Source organism: Bacillus sp. FJAT-42315 (assembly GCF_002797375.1).
Lineage (GTDB): Bacteria > Bacillota > Bacilli > Bacillales > Domibacillaceae > Bacillus_CE.
This window is the reverse complement of record NZ_KZ454941.1, coordinates 849910-868336: the sequence shown is the minus strand read 5'-3', so window position 1 is coordinate 868336 and position 18427 is coordinate 849910. Positions and strand designations below refer to the sequence as shown.

Genomic DNA, 18427 nt, shown 5'->3' with positions numbered 1-18427 from the left:
GCGTTCATTATTTTAAGAGGTTTTTCAATGCTTCTCGTTTGCTTAATGAAGGTAGTGAATGCTGCTCAACAAATTGTAATACGAATGAAGGGTTTGTTTTGGCATATTCTCTAAGCGCCCACCCGATCGCCTTTTGGATAAAAAACTCCTTGTTTTCTGAGTGATTGAGAATGATGGATTGAAGCATTGACACATTGGTATGTTCCTTATACTTTAATTGAAACAAAATAGCGATTCGATTAATCCACATATTGTCGGATTGATTCCAGCGTGATACCCAAGTTGTTTTCTCATCTGGATATTGTCTTAACACATGACCAATAAACTTAGAAGCAATCAAATCAATCGTGTCCCACCAAGACTTGGATAAAGCAATCTCTTCAAGTAAAGGTAAATGCTCTGGAGTCAGCTCGCGCAGCGATTGTTCTAAAAAAGTTAACGCACAATATTGATACTCTCGCTCAGGCATCGCCCAAAGTGCACGAACAATATCCGGCAACTCCTCTATTGTCGGCTTCCCAGATTCCTTGATAAATTCTCTCAAAATCGCTGTGCGTTCTGGTGCAGGGATACCGAGGAAGGCGAAATGATTTTTCATATACGCAGACATTTTTTCTGCTCGCTCTTTATCTCTTTCAGCTTGCATAAGGGTGATTAGTGGTTGTATGTATAATAACTCCATGGCTCGCATTCCTTTCTGATCAAATTAGTGCACAACTTCTTCTCATTCGACAAAAGTCGAGGATGACAGGCACCTATTACTTCAACGGAAAGTAAACATGCACATAGTAAACCGGACGATCGTTTATATTTTGGTATAGATAATATAGTTCATAAAAGTTTGGTTGGAGGGTTAAGTTGTTTTCTGCACAGTGTTGTATGACTTGTGTTTTGATTCGATTTCGATAGGTACGATCGGAGAAGGTGTCGCCGATGTAATTATATCTAAGCGCTCGCGTAAACTTGAGTTTTTCGATGTCATCGCATTCACTCGGAATGATATTCGAGCAGCACACTTGTCCCTTTTGAGGATCATCACTATTTGAGATCGTATTGGTAAAGCTAATAATGGAAGTTTTCGTCCAAAATGGATCGTCTACCGTCTCTTCGTAAGTCGGCTCATCAATATTGAAACCATCTTCATCGGCTGTAAAACTTAACGCATGACAGATGTAGATAAAGTCGTTTTCTACATATTCTAGCTGATTGGGGCTGCGTTGAAAGCTTTCCATTCTAGCGTTGAACTGTTGCAAATAATTTATTTTTTTGTCGATTAGCTGTTTCTCTTGTTGAAGTGCTTCAATATAATTGGAATGAAAGGAGGTCACTTCATTTAAATCACTATAGGTGAACCAATCCTTAATTTGGTGAAGCGGCACCCCTAACTCTCTTAACCACGTCACACTGCTGAATTTTAACGTATCATTGAGCGTGTAATATCTGTATTTATTATCTTTCACGACGGTCGGTTCTACTAGTTTTTCTTTATGATAGTATCTAACGGTATCCGGGGAAACGTTGTGAAACTTCGCTACTTCTCCCGTTTTGAAATATTTATTCACCACGTCAAAAAACCCCTTTCTTGAAATAATGAAAGACTTGTACATAGACAAGCCTTTTATCGAACACTTTATTGATTATTATAAGCTTCCTTGCTTAGTTGAAGCAATATTTCACTATAGGAAGGGTACGGATGGATTGCTTCTTGTAATTTATAAAACGGAATATGCAACGACTTCATGACTTGAAGCTCACCTAACAATTCACATGCTCTTTCTCCTAAAATACTAGCTCCTACAATGTAACCTTCTTCATCGCAAATGACCTTTGCCATGCCTTTTGTTTTTTCGTCTACAACCGCTCGATCTAATTCACTATATGCCTGTGTATATACTTGCACACGACCATCATATTTCGCTTTTGCTTGTTCCTCTGTCATACCTGCTCTTGCTAGTTCTGGATGAGTGAACGTGCACCAAGCTGCATGGTCATAGTTTATTTTTCCTTTTTCTGCTGAAAAAGCATTTTGTACCGCTTGCTTCCCTTGGGCTCCGCCCATATGAGAGAACAAGTAAGGCCCGACGATATCTCCTACCGCATACACATTCGGCACCGTCGTTTCTAAGTATTCATTTACTTCGATGCCTTTATGATTATATCGGACACCAATTTTATCTAAGTTGATCCCTTCAACATTAGGTTTTCTTCCTAATGCGAGTAATATTTTTTCTCCGGTAAGGTTTGTCTTTTCTCCATTTTGTTCGATCGTGAGCGTCACTCCTGTAGCATCAGTTGTCACTTCTACTCCTTTAGCCGAAGTGAAGCATTCAACCCCTTCCTCCTTCAGAATGGATTCAAGTGCTACCGCCATGTCTTTCTCTTCTCTAAATAAAATGGTCTCTGCCATCTCGACTAGTTTCACTTGAACGCCTAGTCGTTGGAACGCTTGAGCGAGTTCAACGCCGATCGCTCCTGCTCCTAAAATGATTAAATCCTTAGGCAGATCTTCAAGTAAAAAGACATTTTCATTCGTTAAGTAGTCGACATTTTCTAGTCCTTTAATAGAAGGAATAAGCGCGGATGACCCTGTAGAAATAACTATTTTATCGGCTTGTATTTCCTTTCCATCTACATCTAATGTGTGAGCATCTTTAAATTTTGCGTAGCCTTGAAGATAATCAATCCCCGCCTCTTCCAATACCTCAACAGCTTCTGCTTGATGAGCAGTCTCGATTAAAGTACGAACTTTCGTTAATATTTGCTTTCCATTGATCGCGATGTCTCCATATTTTTTCGCGGTATGTACTTCATCGGCGATTTGAATAAGCGCTTTACTAGGTATACACCCAGACCAAGTACATTCCCCACCTGGCTTATATTTATCGATTAATACCACTTTCTTTCCGAGCATTAAAGCTTCAAATGAAGCATTTAACCCACCTGCTCCAGCACCAATCACAGCAAGATCATACTTTTCCATATCCATTCACCTCATAATTTATTTTCATATTATGGTGTCAGTATGAACTATGGAGTCGTTCGAGAGTCAAATAGAAAGGTGACAGGCACCTTATTTATACAAGTTTCTAAAAACATGCCGCACAATTTCTAAATCGTTCAATTGATAATGTTCCTTGATGGCTACACATAAACTTGCGATCAAAAATGGTCCATCAGAATTGTTTTGCCATTGGATGCCGTGTTGTTCTAGAAGTACAAGAACATCTCGTACTTGTGGGTCTTGCATTCGATAAAGAGTTTCCATTCTATTAAAAACTTTCAACTGCTCTTGTTTTTTCAGGTCTTTTTCCCATGCTCTCCTTTGTTCTTCATCGATTCCATAAGGAAAGCGGAAATAGGCATCAATTTGTTGACGGGGTAACATTGGGCTTTGACCAAACACTCTTTGTGCTCTTTGGTCGAGTTTTAACAGTAGTTTAATCGGGACGTCTCTTTGAAATAATTGAATGATCAATGATTGATAATACCAGCTTTGCTCTTCTTTGCCACTGTTAAAACGATTCCATACTTGATCACCTATCTGTTTATAATCTTCATAAATAGAGGAAAGGTTGTGGAGTTTGTCCGCACAAACAATGATAGCAGCTTCTTTTGAGAGATGCTTGATTCCTTGAATCGTTTGTTCTTTTCGTATTTTCCACGGTAAGGATTTATCTTGTTCAGAAGCTTCTTCTACTAAACTCGCCACTTCATGTCCAAAATGATGGATAAGTTGAGTGTGAGTCACCTCTGTATCCTCTAACACATCATGCAAAATTCCGGCCGCAATCGTTCGCTCATGACACTGATATTTTTGCAAAATCATCCCAACAGACAGCGGATGAACAATATAAGGTACCGTCGATTGCTTTCTCATTTGCCCTGCGTGCGCCTCCATCGCAAACGCCATCGCTTTTTCTATCAGTTTCGTCACCACATTAATCCCTCCTTTTCTCTCTTCCATAATTACACAATAACATATAAACTAGCTGATTTTTTAGAATATAGTCTACCATCCACAAGCGAAAAGCCAGGATCAAATTCCTGGCTTTTCATTCGACAAACTTCGGGGAGTGACAGGCACCTTGAGAGCTCCGAGTGCCAGACCGACTAATGCTGGAACGATCCATTCTAGTCCAAATTCGGCTAGTGGAAGGTGTTCTCTTACGGTTTGGAGCGGTCCTAAGTTGATGCCGAATGTGTGCAGTCCTCCAAGTACTGCGAATACTCCGGTGAATAAAACGGTGCTTCCGTATACTTTCTGTGAGTTTTTAAAATAACGGTGAAAGAATGTTAGAACGATGAGCACGATCGTTAATGGGTACGCCGTCACAAGGAACGGTACCGATACTTTCAAGATTTGCGCAAGCCCTAAATTCGCTAACGTAAATCCAACGACCGTTAATACTAACACCAATGTTTTATAGCTAACTTTCGGAAATTGCTCGGCAAAGTATTGGCTACAAGAAGTCGTTAAGCCGACAACAGTTGTAAAGCAAGCTAACGTGAAGATCAATCCAAGTAAAAGGGTTCCATTTTGTCCTAATAAAAGAACGGATGTTGCGGTTAAAATGTCTGTTCCATTTTCAAAAGAGCCGCTTGCCGCCATTTTTCCACCGATTAATCCTAAGCTGATATAGACCACGGAAAGCAAGACACCAGCGATCATTCCTGCTTTTAACGTATATTTCGTTAACGCTTTGCTGTCAGTGATACCTTTTTGGCGAATCGATGTAAGGATGACGATTCCGTAAGCTAAAGCTGCAAGGGCATCCATCGTGTTATATCCTTCAATGAATCCTTTGAACAACGCGCCATTTTGATAACCTTCTGTCGGTGCTTGTAGCGGTGCATCTAATTTCATAAAGCCAACGACACAAAGGACGACCATAGCCACAAGCAAAACTGGTGTGATCCAGCGGCTTAAATATTTTTCCATTTTTGAAGGGTCTAAGCTGATTACATATACAAGAGCAAAGAAAACAAATGTATAGATAAATAATGTCAATGCTGGGTTCCATGCTTCGTTTAAAAATGGTTTTACGCCCATTTCATACGCTACATTCGCATTTCTCGGGATACCAAGAAAAGGACCAATGGATAAGTACACGCCAAACATGAAAACTTTGCTGAAGGCTGGATGTACACGATTGCCGATCGTTGGTGCGCCATCTTTCACAAGGGAAACAGCTAACAAGACAGCGAACGGCAAACCTACGCTCGTGATAATAAATCCAGCCATCGCGAGCCAATAGGACGTTCCTGATTGTGCCCCTAAATGAGGAGGAAAAATCAAGTTCCCTGCTCCAAAAAACATTGAAAATAACATTAAGCCGATAAATACTGTGTCTAATTTCTTCATTGCAAATCTCTCCTTTTGTTTTTGTAGAATAGAAAAGCGGAAGGCGCTCGTTCAGCGACATATGGACTGGAACGACCCGGTCGAGATAAAAGAAACACGATGAACGATAGTGAATCGATGTTGACTTATCGCAAGGAGGATCGTGGAAGTACACTAGTCGCTAGCGTATGTACGGATTCTGGAAAAATAAAAAAACTCGTCCCCAAAATAGGGACGAGTTTGTGCTCGCGTTACCACCCATATTCTGCCCGTATCGACAACGATACAAAACAGCTCTCCAGTCACGTACAATCATACGCGCTCCATGATAACGGCGGAAAACCCGTCAAAGCTTACTCTTGTTCAGCTTTGCATCTCAGAGATGATTTTCGGACAAGTCCTGAACATCGGCTCTCACCAATTGCCGATTCTCTGTAGAACAGGGGGCTTGTCGTACTCTTTCTCGTCATAGACTTTATTGATTGATTAATAAATTAACAGACTATTTTTATTATGTCAATATATTTTAATAATTTAGATTTGAAAAATTATTATTTTTTAAATATAGTAAATACTCCTATCATCCCACTTAATAGATGAATCAGCAAATACGTATAGACATTGAAGAACAAACTGTTTGTGTATTGATTCCACCAGCCAAAACGATAAATTTTCGACTGAGGATTATCTGGTGTTCCTCCTAAGGCAGAGATAAGATCGTTGGTGTAATGAATGATTAGATAGATTAGCAGTACACTAAAAATTGCGGAAATCATTAAAAAGATGAAGGTGAATTTTTTATTTTTTACACTGCCGAAAATCTCCCTCACTTTTTTATACGTTAGGATGATACTTAAAATAAAGATGGGCGACAGCAAAGGAATCAATAATATCGCAACATTTCCATTTCCCGATATCACATTAGGACTCATCGTAAAAACTTTTTCTATCAAAATAAATCCGATCAATGAAAAAATGAGACTCAGTATCCAAATTTTATTTCTCATAAACTCACCTCTTATACATATTATACCAAAAGTATAACATTAACTTATTTCAATCAACAAACATCAAAATCCTACCTCAACTCCACTTTGTCAACAGAATCGACATAATTCGGGTGGTGACAGGCACTCCCCCGTCAAGGTATAATTATGTCTACAAAATACTACAATATTCGGGGAATTTATGGCCTAGAAAAGGATGAAGATATGACAAAGAAGAAGATTGCTTGGGTGACAGATAGTACGGCTTTTATTACAGAAGAGTTACGCAATCATCCGGATGTGTATGTTGTTCCTCTTAGCATTATTTTTGGTGAGGATGCATTTGAGGATGGCATTACGTTAACGACAGATGAATTATATACTAGAATTAAAGCGGAGAAGAACATTCCGAAAACTTCGCAGCCACCTGTGGGTGTGTTTGCTAGTTTGTTCGAAAAGCTGAAGGAAGAATATGAATGCGCAATCGCCGTTCATGTATCTAGTAAACTAAGTGGCACATATGCGACCTCTAAAGCGGGGGCGGAGATGGCTGGATTGGATACTTATATGGTCGATTCTAAATCGATGTCCTATGCCATTACTTCGCTCATGTATAAAGGAATGGCGTATGCCGATGAGGAAATGGACCCACAAACGATCGCTGAGAAGCTAAATGTAGAAACGGCGAAATCACAAAACTTAGTGCTATTAGGAAGTCTAGAGCAATTTTATAAAGGCGGCCGGATGTCAGGCACTTCGTATTTGCTCGGCACAATTTTACAAGTGAAGCCGATCATTTGCGTTAATAGCAACGGTGAATTTGAATTATGCGAAAAAGTGCGCTCTGAGAAAAAAGCGCTCAAGCGTGTGATTGACATCGTGAGAGAAAAATATGAAATGCATCACATCCCTGAAATTCGGATCATGCATGGAAATGTACTAGAGAAAGCACAATCTCTTCAGCAAATACTTGAACAAGAGTTTCCAAATGTGAAATTTGTCATTGGGGAAATTAGCTCGACGATCGCTGTTCACGCTGGTGAAGGCACACTCGCGCTCATTTGGGAAAACGAATAAGAGGATGTCCTATAACGGGACTTCCTCTTTTTTTGCGATGCTTTCAGATTCATAAATATGCACGCCACCACTCTCTGCTAGTGCCGTGGCGACCATTGCATAAGCAACTGTTTTCACGTGAATCGGCTTATATTTTTTCAGCGGTCCGGTAAAAAGAAACGGGAACACGTTAGCTAACTTTTCAGTTGTCGCTTCGCCAAGACGAAACTCCTCTCGCTCTCCAAGCAGCAACGACGGGCGAAAAATGTGTAGTCCATTTAGTGCAAGTGCTTGTAGCCGCCGCTCAAGCTCTCCTTTCACTCTACTGTAGAAGAACGGCGATTTCACACTGGCTCCCATCGAGGAAATAACAAGAAATTGAGAAGCTTGATGTTTTTTCGCCAGCTTAGCTAGCATGAGCGGATAATCTAAATCGACCTTTTGAAACGCCTCTTTCGTCTTCGCTTTTTTAATCGTCGTGCCGAGACAGCAGTATATATGATTGATCGGATCGTCTAATGTCAGCTCATCAAAATTTACGACCTTCTCCTCCAGCTTGTCATGCACCATTCCAGACGAACGCCGAACGATCGTGATCACTTTTTCATACTCTGGTGTCGCTAACAACTGTTGAACTAACTCACTTCCAACCAAGCCCGTGGCTCCAGCAACAAGCGCTATTTTCCCCATGCAACCTCTCCTCTCAAACTGTTTATCAAACAGGGTGTCTAACATGCGTTCAGGTCCAATTACTCAATTTCAATCATACAGTCAATTTCGTGATTTACAACCATTCAACCATCATATCGAAGCTTTTTTATTCGAAAAAATTACGCTCACTTAATACGGAATAAATAACCTTCGAATCATGAAATACAAAAAAGGGCGAACCAAAAGTCCACCCCTCACTCTATTTAGTCATCATCACGATCATCATCATCATCTTCGTCTTCGTCATCATCGCGGTCGTCGTTGTCGTCATCATCATCTTCGTCCTGATCATCGTCCCAATCATCACGATCATCATCGTCATATCGATCGTCATCGTCCCAGTCATTGTCATGGCGAATGGATGAGATTTCACCCGTTTGAGCGTTTATGTACATGTCTGTTTCGCCATTTGCTGTAGTAACTTCCACTTCGTATACCCAGCTACCGTTTTTGTTCTCTAGTTCAATTTCAGTTACTTTTCCTTTGACTTTGGCTAGAGCAATTTGTTTTGCTTGATCGCGAGTGATTTTCACTTGGCTCTTTGATAAGATTTTACCTGTTTGAGCATCAACATGTACTTCTTGTTCACCTTTTGTTGTGCGGATTTCTACTTCATACACCCACTGTTTATTTTTTCTTTCTAGATCCACGTCAGTTACTTTGCCTTTGACGCTATTTAAAGCGATTTTCTTTGCTTTGTCACGAGTGATTTTCACAGCGACTTTTTCCTCTTTGTGATCATCCGCCTCCGCTACTTGAGTAATGCCTCCTAAAGTTAATGCTCCTGTTAAAGCAACTGCCCATAATTTCTTTTTCATTTCTCTTACCTCCTTTTTTTGTTACTTCCATCATAAGAAAGGAACATTAAGGAAAAAGAAGAGAAAGATTAAAATTTGATGAGAATTATTCCACTAATACACCTTGCACCATGACGCGCTTGTTCGTTTTTGTCGGAACGTCACAAGTAATCAAGGTAATTTTGTTTTCAGTTGTGTCGTTGATGACGTCTGTTTCCGTTTCTGAAATGATTTTGTTTTCGGTCACCTTGTAGTGATATTTATTTTTTTTATCTGTGACATAGATATCCGCGCCTTTTTTCAGCTCGGGTACGTGTCCGAAAAATTGATCTTTTGAGCGGGTGTGATGGCCGGCTAGCGCGTAGTTTCCTTGGCCCATTTGTTGATCTGGACGCATCGTTGCCGCACCGATAAGTAAGTTGGCATTCGTCGTTCCTTTTAGTATCGGCAATTCGATGTCAACATCGGGTATCGTAATCACACCGATGACAGCTGGGTCGTCCATATTTACTGATGAGCTCAACACATTAGTCATTGTTGGCGGAGTAATGGCTTCATAGTCAAAGGTCGCTTCCTTCTCATTGTTCTGTTGTAACTCTTCAGCAGAATATTGATCGACGGACACTTTAGAGGCACTAAAGTCGATGAGTTGATACTTGATCAACGGCGAAATCAATAAAATGATGCCTGCTGTAAATAATAGACCGACAATCCACTTTCGCATGTTCTTCTCCCCTCTCTACGAAAAAAATCCCTCGCTGCTAGGACGAGGGATTGTATGCTCGTTTAGATTTTCAAACGAATCGCTGCTAAAATCAAGAACGCGCCAAGGATCGGTGCCATCGAGCCAGCAGTATCTCCTGTTTGAGGTAGCTTACTCGAAGACTTGTTGTCGCTTTTTTGTTTATTAACAGTCGTTCCAGTTGATGTGCTTGGTCTTTTCGTCACTGTTGTAGGTGAATCTGGCTTTTTCACCGGTATTCCAACTCCTGTTCCACTCGAATTTGGTTGTTTTGGAAGTACCTTTTGTTTTTCATTTTTGACTTCTAGTTGCGTGATTTCTCCGGCAACAATTTTGACCGAAAATGTCACATCAGATTTGTTATAGCCTTCAGGTGCTTTTGTTTCTTTTAGCAAGTATTGACCTGAAGCTAATTTTTCAAAAAGAGCGACTCCATTTTGATCGGTTGTTTTTAGCTGTGAAACGATATGTCCCTCTTCATCATATAACTGGAATTCTGCTCCTTTTAACACAGCGCTCGTTTCACTATCTTTCCTAATGACTTTCAAACTACCAAGCTCTTTCGTGTTTGGAACAATCATTAAAATATCTTGCTTGTTTTCTAGCTTGATGTCAATTGTTTTCGCCAGCAATTGATAGCCTGTCGGTGCTTTCGTTTCTTTTAGCATGTACGTCCCGTCAGGTAACTCTTTCGATGTTGCTTTTCCGTTAATATCCGTCACTAAAGAATCGATAATTTTTCCGTTTTGCAGCAGGTCAAATTGCGCGCCTTGTAATAGTTGATTTTGATCTTCTTGATCGACTTTCACAATTTGAATGTGCGCTTGTTCATTTAACACACCTGTTGTTGTTTGAGAAGCTTGTGTCGCTTTTGAATCGTTACGTTTGAGAACGATTGTTTCAGGATCTTCCTTTACATCATGACCAATGATATGGACAGGTACATGATACGTTTTGCCATTCACTTGAAACGCTAGTTTTTTCGTTACCTCTTTTTCTTCCATACTTTTGATTTGCGCCTGAATAAGGTGTGGACCCTTTACGTTGGCTTTGTCCTTTACAGCCTCATCATATGTACATGTAAGTGTCGTTTTGGTAGCGACACATTGCCCAATGGACTGTCCATTCGCATCTTTCATAGAAACTTTTTCGCTGTAGGCTTGCAGCTCTTTTGGCAATTCAATCGTCACTTGGTCTTTCGGTTGTATCGCTGATTTCGTTGACCATTCTATTTCAATTTTCACATCTTCATATTCATGAAAACTAGTCTTTGACTGTCCGTTTGCACCTAATAGCCTAATTTGATCTACTACATCCGCCTTTGTTGTTTGAGCATGTACAAACGGTGGAAAGGCATTGATCATCATACATAATCCAAAAAGAAACCCGATGATAACCGGCATCTTCTTCCGAATGTGAACGTTCATCGTCGTCCCTCCCTTTCTTTTCTTTTCTCTCTACTTTCACCGAGAACCCATTCATTACAATATTTTATCAGTACATAAAAATATTGTAAATGACTCCCTTGAACATTCATCTATCATTTTTCGACAAAAACCGGGGAGTGACAGGCACCTTTTGTATGAATTTTGTAAAATTTGTTAAGGTATTATGAAATGTTTCACAATTATATTCCAATATTATGATATTCATGGTATATTAATATCGTTACTTAAGAACTATTCAAGGAGCTGGCTAAATGAAAAAACATATCGTTATTTTTGAAGTTGCAGGTGGAACAGATAAAGGACCAGATGGCTATCGTCCTGATACGATGCCAATTGTAAAATCACTAGAAAAACGGGGTTGGACTGCTGAAGTCATTTTTTATTCCCACGAAAAGAAAGATGAAATTTTACAACATGTTTCCAACACAGCTGATGCATATGTAAGTCGTATTAACCCAGGAAATTTAGCAGATGAAGCAAATTATTTTGATATGCTCCGCAAGCTTTGTGACAATGGCGTCAAAGGAATGTCACATCCAGATGTGATGATTAACTTTGGAGCAAAAGATGCGCTCGTTAAACTTCGTGATACTGACTTAGTTCCTGACAACACATTTGCGTATTACGATATTGAATCATTCAGAAACTCCTTTCCAAAATCTTTGTTACATGGAGAGCGTGTATTAAAACAAAATCGCGGCTCCACTGGCGAAGGAATTTGGCGCGTTCAACTAGTAGATAAACTAGCAGATGTTGAAGCCGTTCCACTTACAGCGAAAGTAAAATGTACAGAAGCGAAAGATAATCATGTAGAATATCACGAGCTTGGAGACTTTTTAACTTTCTGTGAGCAATACATTAAAGGCGCTAATGGGATGTTAGTTGATATGCCATTTCTTCCTAGAATTAAAGAAGGGGAAATTCGTCTCCTAATGCTTCACCGTACACCAGTAAATGTTGTTCATAAAAAGCCAGCAGATCAAGCAGATGCCTTTTCTGCCACGTTGTTCTCAGGAGCTCAATATCGTTACGATGCTCCGAGTGATTGGCCAGAATTAATCGACTTGTTTATTGCTAACTTAAGCACGATTACGAACAAGCTTGGCAACTTAGATTTACCACTTATTTGGACAGCCGATTTCATGCTTGATACAGATGAAAACGGAAACGATACATATGTCCTTGGTGAAATGAACTGTTCTTGTGTCGGCTTTACTTCCGAATTATCACTAAGTGAAAATATCGCTGATGAAATCATTAACATTTTAACTCCGCAACTCGTATAGATAGACAGATTAAAGAAACAGCCCCGAATTGTTCATTATGTTTAACAATTCGGGGCTGTTCTGCGTGCATCATATTAGACAGCATCCTTTCACATCATGTATACTAATCTAAAAATACATAAAGGGGTATTTTGCGATGACAAAGGAACATTGGAATAAGCATTTCGGTCAAGAAGCGTTTGCTTACGGAAAAGAACCGAATGCCTTTATTCAAGAAAAAGGGCCTCTTCTTCCTAAAGGAAACGTATTAGCCATTGCGGAAGGCGAAGGCCGAAATGCGGTCTATTTAGCTTCTTTCGGACATAATGTCACCACTTGGGATTATTCTACAGCCGGATTGGAAAAGACAAAGAAGTTAGCCGATGAAAAAGGCGTCAACGTTGAAACACAATGTGTTGATTTAAACGAAGCACCATGGGAGGCAGAAGCATGGGATCACATCACATGTGTATTCGGCCACTTTGAAACGGATTTGCGTGAAAAAACGTTAAAACAGATCGAAAAAGCGGTGAAAACAGGTGGAAGCTTCCTTTGCGAAGTGTACTCAACTGAGCAGCTCGACTACAAAACAGGTGGCCCTCGAGATATGAACATGCTGTACCATCCTGAAGAATTTTTAACGATCTTTTCTGACTGGAAGATTAAACATTTCTTCGTTGGAGAAGTAGAACGCCAAGAAGGAAAACTACACCAAGGACTTTCTCATGTCATTCAGTTTTATGGCGTAAAAAAATAAAATAGTTAGCCCCCTCGACGGAATTTAACTATTTCCGAGGAAATACAAAAATAAAGGAGAATTTTTTATGTCAAAACATCATTTTCATTTGAAAGCCGATTGGCCAGGAGCACGTAATGGCACTGGATATATTGAATCAGGCAATTTAAAAACTGAGGTGTCGATTCCAACAGAAATGAATGGGCCTGGCATTGGTACGAACCCAGATGAAATGCTACTTGGGGCTGCATCGACATGCTATATTATTACACTAGCAGCCATGCTTGAGATGAGTAAATTGGAAAAAGTGTCGCTCACGATGGAGTCTGAAGGCATTGTAGATGTGACACGAGGAATGGTCACGTATGAAACGATTATCCACCGTCCAAAGTTAATTTTAAAAGCAGATGCCTCTGATCGTGATATCGCTTTAGCTGAAAAACTAGCAGTAAAAGCGGAAAGCTCTTGCATGATCAGCCGTGCCCTTAAAGGTAACGTTGACATGCAGCTTGAAGCTACAATTGAAAGAGCTACTGTTTAATCTTAAAATACAGAAAAGCCTGTTCGGCAACGCTATAAGCGTTCTTTCCGAACAGGCTTTTTGCTAATTAATCGTCATCGTCGTCTGCATCATCATCGTCGACGTCATCAGCTTCATCTACATCGTCGTCATCGTCATCAGTTGGAACTGGAGCCGGCTTTGGAGTCGGCTTAGGCTTTGGTTGATTGTTACTTGGTGTTGAATTGTTTGTTGCCGGTTGGCTTGGCTGTTGTTTAGCTGGCTGTTTTGATGGTTGCTTCACTGGCGCACCGTTGTCAATCGTTGTCGTTGACATGACTTCGCCTGTAATCGCATGGACACGAACGTCAACGATTCGATTTTCTGTTTTCGCAATCACTTGATACACAGGACCTTTGCTCGTTTCGATTAATTTGACAGCAGAAATTGTCTCGCTATCTATTCGATCATCTGTGATTTCTATTGCCTGCTGCTTGCTAATTTTCACTTGTGGCTGTGCGACTACTTTTTTAGACAGCACCTCTCCTGTTGCCTCGGCAATCTCGACGATCACGTGCTCCTCTTCACTTTTCTTCACCTCTACGAAGAAGAAACGCTTATCTTCTTTCGACTGCATCGTCACTTGAACGACTGTACCTGGCACTTGCTTCACGGCGATCTCTTTCGCCTGCTGTTCAGTAACATTGCTCGGCTTCTCTTTGCGGACACGCTTCGTTATCACTTCCCCCGTGGCTTTGTCAATGTCCACGATCGTCGTTTCATTGACTCCTGTTTCGATTTCAACCACATACACCGAGCCATCACGTAAGGTGACTGTTTTTAACGTACCCGCAGCGACACTAAGGGCCAGATCGACAGCTTCTTTTTCAGACACCGCTAAAGCTATTTCTTTCAGCTCAACAATTTCACCAGTTTCCGCATGAACGATGACTCGATAGGTGCCGCGATCATTCATTAATCGTACATGATAAACCGTTTGTTCCCCTTTTTGCGTCAGTTTAATCGACTCGATCTCACCGCCATACTGGTCTGTTACGATTTGCTTCACTTCTTTTTCAGTTAATACTTTCGTATCCATACTCGCCACAATACGTTGTACGCTAAAGGCAGCTGTCACAAGTACGAAACAGACAATCAACAGTACTTTCCATTTTCGATTCACCTTCACACCTCCCTCTCTTCATTTGGTAATAAAACGGTCACTTTCGTCCATTTTCCTTCTTCACTTTCTAGCTGCATCTCACCTTCATGGGCATCAACAATTCGTTTCGCAATCGACAGCCCTAGACCTGTGCCTCCGGTTTCGCGATTACGTGCTTTATCGACACGGAAAAAGCGGTCAAACACTTGTGATAAATCCTCTTTCGGAATGCCCATGCCGCTATCCTTCACAGAAAAAAAGACACGCTCCTGATCGATCCCGACGTCAATCTCGATCGCATCCGAGCTATATTTCATCGCATTATCTAACAATACGACAAGCACTTGCTTGATTTTCTGTTCATCGGCTGACACTATCACTGACTCCTCATTCGATACGAGCTGGAACGTCCGTCCGTAAGCATGCGTCAACTGATCGGCTGCTGTTTGGCATACGTTCACTAAATTGATTCGTTGTATATCTAAATTCCACTCGGCACTGTTATTAGCAAGCATCAGCATTTGATTCGTCATCGCCTTCATTCGCACAGCTTCTGAGTGAATTGCTTCAACGGATTCCTCTAACACATCCGGCTTTTTCGTTCCCCATCGTTTTAATAATTTCGCATAACTTTCAATCACCGTTAATGGCGTTTTTAATTCATGGGACGCATCGGAAACGAACTGTTGTTGCTTTTCAAAGTTTTGCTGTAATAAGCCCATCATCTTATTGAAAGTGTTCCCCATTTTATATAGTTCATCTTTCGACTGATGCTCAAGTGGGATTTTCTTAAAAATACCTCGCACTTGAATATCTTCCATTGTTTGAATCATCGAATTGACCGGCCGTAAAATGAGATTACTTAACATACGCCCAGCAAAAAAGGCTGGAATTAACACAAACAATGAGGCAAGAAATAAGACATTCTTTAACATATTTAAATTTCTTTGCAACCCGGCAAAACTTTCTGTCACTTCTAGTGTCATCACTCGGCCGTCTGTCCAAATAACCGGCACTTTCACAAAGCCATACTCCATACCTTTTGCTTCAAATTGCCCCTCCGTCGCTTTTCGTTCAAAGCGAGGTTCCGTTCTAGGCATCGGCTCATTGCCGTCCGCTTCTTGCGTGACAATCGCACGCGAATCGGCATCAATAATTCGAAGCATCCCGTTCGTCGGCAAATACGGCTGTAATAACGTGGCAGGATCGATCTTTTCCACACCTTCTTGATTTAAGCCATCGGTAATATGTAACGCCTCCCGCTTTAACCGATCGATCTCGCCATCTGTCGTCACTTTCGCAAACAGCCAATAAATCGAGCTATTAATAATCAGTAAAATAATGAGCAATGTGACGGTTGAGAATAAATATATTTTATTTTTTATCTTCATTCTTTACCCCTTTAACATATAACCAACGCCTCGTACTGTATGCAGAAGTGGCGTGTCGAAATCACGATCTACTTTTTTCCGCAAATAACGAATATACACATCAACGACATTCGTATCGCCGAAGTAGTCAAAGCCCCACACATTCGTTAAAATTTGCTCACGATTTAATACTTGATTGTGATTCTGCATGAGAAACAATAATAAATCAAATTCACGTGGAGTGAGCTCGATTTGTGTCTCTCCTCTTGTTACTTCTCTCGTTTTCTCATCGATCGATAAATCCGCCACTTGAACTTTTGGATTCTCTTCCTCTTTCTTATACGCTTGTGATAAGCGTAAACAAACGCGAATGCGAGCGAGTAATTCTTCAATTTCAAACGGCTTTGTTATATAATCATTCGCTCCTTGATCGAGCCCATTCACTTTATCAACCACGGAATCGCGAGCTGTTAATAAAATAACCGGGGTCACAGAATTTTGCGCACGGATGCGGCGCAGCACTTCCATTCCTGTCAACTCCGGCAACATCACATCGAGTAAAATTAAATCCCACTCTTCATCATGAAACTTCTCTAACGCTTCGAGACCCGTTTTCGCTGTTGCACTTTCATATCCTTCATATTCAAGTTCCAATTGAATCACTCGCGCAATTTTCTCTTCATCTTCTACAACTAAAATTCGCTCTGACATAAAATCCTCCCAAACTATCAATCTTTTTCCATGACTTCAGTTTAGCAAATTCTCTCTTGCCCTCAAAGAGGAAAAAGGTTCACAGTGAGAGGCCAACCCATTGCCAGTACCCATAATAAAAGACAATCATTAAAACGAGATGCACGAAACCAACATATAAACTTAATCGCAATAAATCTCTCGGCTGAAATGTTTCTCTTTCGCCTTCTTGGAACATTAATAACGCCTTTGAACTGACTGGGAACGTTAAACAATAATTCATCCCAACAATCCCGATAAAGAGAACCGCCACTTCATTGATCTGTAAGCTACTCGCTAAATAAAGAAGAGGTGGCACAAAAATGACCGCTCTTGTCGTATGAGAAGTAATATATAGATGGGAAGTAAGCGACAGAATGATAATAACGAATAATAACGGAAACGTTGATTCTCCGCTTAGCTGATCTGTTACAGAGAAGAACCTCCCCATCAGCCATTCTGCTGCGCCGCTTTCAATCAATGATTTCCCTAGCGCAATGGCGGCACCAACGAAGATAATTAAATTCCAAGAGACAGCTTGCACGCCTTCCTTCCATTTCATGACTCCCGCGTTTGGCAATGTTAATAAGAAGGCACCAATGACCGTCACTGTCGCAATCTCAATGCCATGCAGTCGCTCGGTTACCCAGAAAATGACCATCGCCGCAATGATCGCAACGGTATATTTTTCATTCCGTGATAACGTGAGTGTTATTTTTTCACTGACGAGCGTCTGCTTTCTTTCTTCTTTATTAAGGAAAAGGGCGAGAACGATCCGACAAGATAGGAAGCTCGCCACGATTCCAAATGGCAAGCCCCACAACAGCCATTCAATGAAGGAAATTTCTTTTCCGCTAAACTCCTTTAACATATCTAGCGCAATAAAATGCGAACCCGCTCCAATCATCGTCGAGCTCGTTGACACTAAAATAATCGTCGGTAGTAAAATCGCCAGCGCTTTCGTCAGGCGGTGACTGCCGATTTCCGCTGTTAAGGAATGAAAGACCGGAAGCAATACAGCGGCCCGCCCCGATGTCGATGGGATGAAAAATGCCAGCAATTGCACGACGATCGTTAATAGAGTAAATAAACTCGTCACATTTTTCGCTCGGCTAATGACTAGGTTCGTCAGTTTCTCTGCTAATCCTGTCACTTGAAGAGCTCCTCCAAGAATGAAGGAGCCAATCATTAACCAAATGACATCAGAAGCTAATGATTCAAATAATAGCTCTTGCTTTGCCGTTCCGGTCACGACGAGAAATAACACTACTCCTAAAGCGACGTAAGCAGAATTGAGACTCGTTGTCGTCCATAAAATGATCGCACACCCGAAGCCAAACAAGCTCCACTTCGCTTCCATCGTCATCGAGGTGGCAAACAAAAGGGAAAGCTCTAATAAACTGATGAGCACGAGTGGAACAACCCAAGCCGGCCGCTGCTTTCGTGCTTCGACCGGTACTACCGCTTCCTGCTTCGCCGCTAATGCCGCCTTCAAGAAACTCGCCCCTTTTTCTTTAAACGAGCCGCTAACTGAAAGCCGACTAAAATCGTTCGCATCGCACTTTCGGTACAATCTTTCAACCAT

Annotated in this window: 18 protein-coding genes and 1 other annotated feature; of the genes, 4 read left to right on the top strand and 14 right to left on the bottom strand. The window is 41.0% G+C overall.

All coding sequences use genetic code 11. From position 1 onward, the window contains the following. Window positions 1-7: 7 nt before the first annotated feature. From CEF22_RS04005 to CEF22_RS03980, 6 genes are all read right to left on the bottom strand, one after another. Window positions 8-682 (bottom strand): DNA alkylation repair protein, encoded by a 675-nt coding sequence (locus CEF22_RS04005; RefSeq protein WP_232726061.1) that lies wholly within the window; start codon window positions 680-682, stop codon window positions 8-10. A 76-nt stretch (window positions 683-758) separates the two neighbouring features. Continuing rightward, complete coding sequence (locus CEF22_RS04000) at window positions 759-1565, bottom strand: MerR family transcriptional regulator (protein ID WP_157843160.1); 807 nt, start codon at window positions 1563-1565, stop codon at window positions 759-761. A gap of 65 nt (window positions 1566-1630) precedes the next feature. Continuing rightward, window positions 1631-2980 (bottom strand): dihydrolipoyl dehydrogenase family protein, encoded by a 1350-nt coding sequence (locus tag CEF22_RS03995; RefSeq protein WP_198508018.1) that lies wholly within the window; start codon window positions 2978-2980, stop codon window positions 1631-1633. A gap of 90 nt (window positions 2981-3070) precedes the next feature. After that, window positions 3071-3934 (bottom strand): HD domain-containing protein, encoded by an 864-nt coding sequence (locus CEF22_RS03990; protein WP_232726060.1) that lies wholly within the window; start codon window positions 3932-3934, stop codon window positions 3071-3073. Between the two features lie 102 nt (window positions 3935-4036). After that, window positions 4037-5362 (bottom strand): branched-chain amino acid transport system II carrier protein, encoded by a 1326-nt coding sequence (brnQ, locus tag CEF22_RS03985; RefSeq protein ID WP_100401859.1) that lies wholly within the window; start codon window positions 5360-5362, stop codon window positions 4037-4039. A gap of 206 nt (window positions 5363-5568) precedes the next feature. Then, window positions 5569-5820: a binding site (T-box leader), on the bottom strand. Window positions 5821-5892: 72 nt separating this feature from the next. Then, the gene (locus tag CEF22_RS03980; protein WP_100401858.1) at window positions 5893-6348 is read right to left on the bottom strand and encodes a hypothetical protein; all 456 of its coding nucleotides are present in this window, start codon (window positions 6346-6348) and stop codon (window positions 5893-5895) included. Window positions 6349-6552: 204 nt separating this feature from the next. On the opposite strand from CEF22_RS03980, the gene CEF22_RS03975 reads away from it, so the two are divergent. After that, window positions 6553-7404 (top strand): DegV family protein, encoded by an 852-nt coding sequence (locus tag CEF22_RS03975; RefSeq protein ID WP_100403897.1) that lies wholly within the window; start codon window positions 6553-6555, stop codon window positions 7402-7404. Between the two features lie 9 nt (window positions 7405-7413). On the opposite strand, the gene CEF22_RS03970 is transcribed toward CEF22_RS03975, so the two are convergent. The 4 genes from CEF22_RS03970 to CEF22_RS03955 form a co-directional block, all read right to left on the bottom strand. Next, window positions 7414-8073 (bottom strand): oxidoreductase, encoded by a 660-nt coding sequence (locus CEF22_RS03970; protein ID WP_100401857.1) that lies wholly within the window; start codon window positions 8071-8073, stop codon window positions 7414-7416. Between the two features lie 224 nt (window positions 8074-8297). Further along, window positions 8298-8912 carry a PepSY domain-containing protein gene (locus tag CEF22_RS03965; protein ID WP_100401856.1) on the bottom strand — a complete coding sequence of 205 codons (615 nt, stop codon included), beginning with the start codon at window positions 8910-8912 and terminating at the stop codon, window positions 8298-8300. An 85-nt stretch (window positions 8913-8997) separates the two neighbouring features. Next, window positions 8998-9615, bottom strand: coding sequence for a class A sortase (locus CEF22_RS03960; RefSeq protein WP_100401855.1), 618 nt, complete (start codon window positions 9613-9615; stop codon window positions 8998-9000). Window positions 9616-9677: 62 nt separating this feature from the next. Further along, window positions 9678-11060, bottom strand: a complete 1383-nt coding sequence (locus CEF22_RS03955; protein WP_100401854.1) for a SpaA isopeptide-forming pilin-related protein — start codon at window positions 11058-11060, stop codon at window positions 9678-9680. 272 nt (window positions 11061-11332) lie between these two features. Between CEF22_RS03955 and CEF22_RS03950 the strand changes: the two genes are divergently transcribed. The 3 genes from CEF22_RS03950 (at window position 11333) to CEF22_RS03940 (ending at window position 13623) form a co-directional block, all read left to right on the top strand. Then, the gene (locus CEF22_RS03950) at window positions 11333-12367 is read left to right on the top strand and encodes a Cj0069 family protein (RefSeq protein ID WP_100401853.1); all 1035 of its coding nucleotides are present in this window, start codon (window positions 11333-11335) and stop codon (window positions 12365-12367) included. Window positions 12368-12503: 136 nt separating this feature from the next. After that, complete coding sequence (locus tag CEF22_RS03945; protein WP_100401852.1) at window positions 12504-13103, top strand: class I SAM-dependent methyltransferase; 600 nt, start codon at window positions 12504-12506, stop codon at window positions 13101-13103. 67 nt (window positions 13104-13170) lie between these two features. Further along, window positions 13171-13623, top strand: a complete 453-nt coding sequence (locus tag CEF22_RS03940; protein ID WP_100401851.1) for an OsmC family protein — start codon at window positions 13171-13173, stop codon at window positions 13621-13623. A 67-nt stretch (window positions 13624-13690) separates the two neighbouring features. Here the strand turns inward: CEF22_RS03940 and CEF22_RS03935 are convergent, their stop codons facing one another. The 4 genes from CEF22_RS03935 to CEF22_RS03920 all read right to left on the bottom strand — a co-directional run bounded on the left by CEF22_RS03935 (window position 13691) and on the right by CEF22_RS03920 (window position 18337). Continuing rightward, the gene (locus CEF22_RS03935) at window positions 13691-14764 is read right to left on the bottom strand and encodes a PepSY domain-containing protein (protein ID WP_100401850.1); all 1074 of its coding nucleotides are present in this window, start codon (window positions 14762-14764) and stop codon (window positions 13691-13693) included. Between the two features lie 2 nt (window positions 14765-14766). Beyond that, window positions 14767-16134, bottom strand: coding sequence for an ATP-binding protein (locus CEF22_RS03930; RefSeq protein WP_100401849.1), 1368 nt, complete (start codon window positions 16132-16134; stop codon window positions 14767-14769). A gap of 3 nt (window positions 16135-16137) precedes the next feature. Continuing rightward, on the bottom strand, window positions 16138-16824 hold the full coding sequence (locus CEF22_RS03925; RefSeq protein ID WP_100401848.1) for a response regulator transcription factor: 687 nt from the start codon (window positions 16822-16824) through the stop codon (window positions 16138-16140). A gap of 79 nt (window positions 16825-16903) precedes the next feature. Beyond that, entirely contained in the window at window positions 16904-18337 is a 1434-nt protein-coding gene (locus CEF22_RS03920) for an SLC13 family permease (RefSeq protein ID WP_269799366.1), read from the bottom strand. Between the last annotated feature and the right edge of the window lie 90 nt (window positions 18338-18427).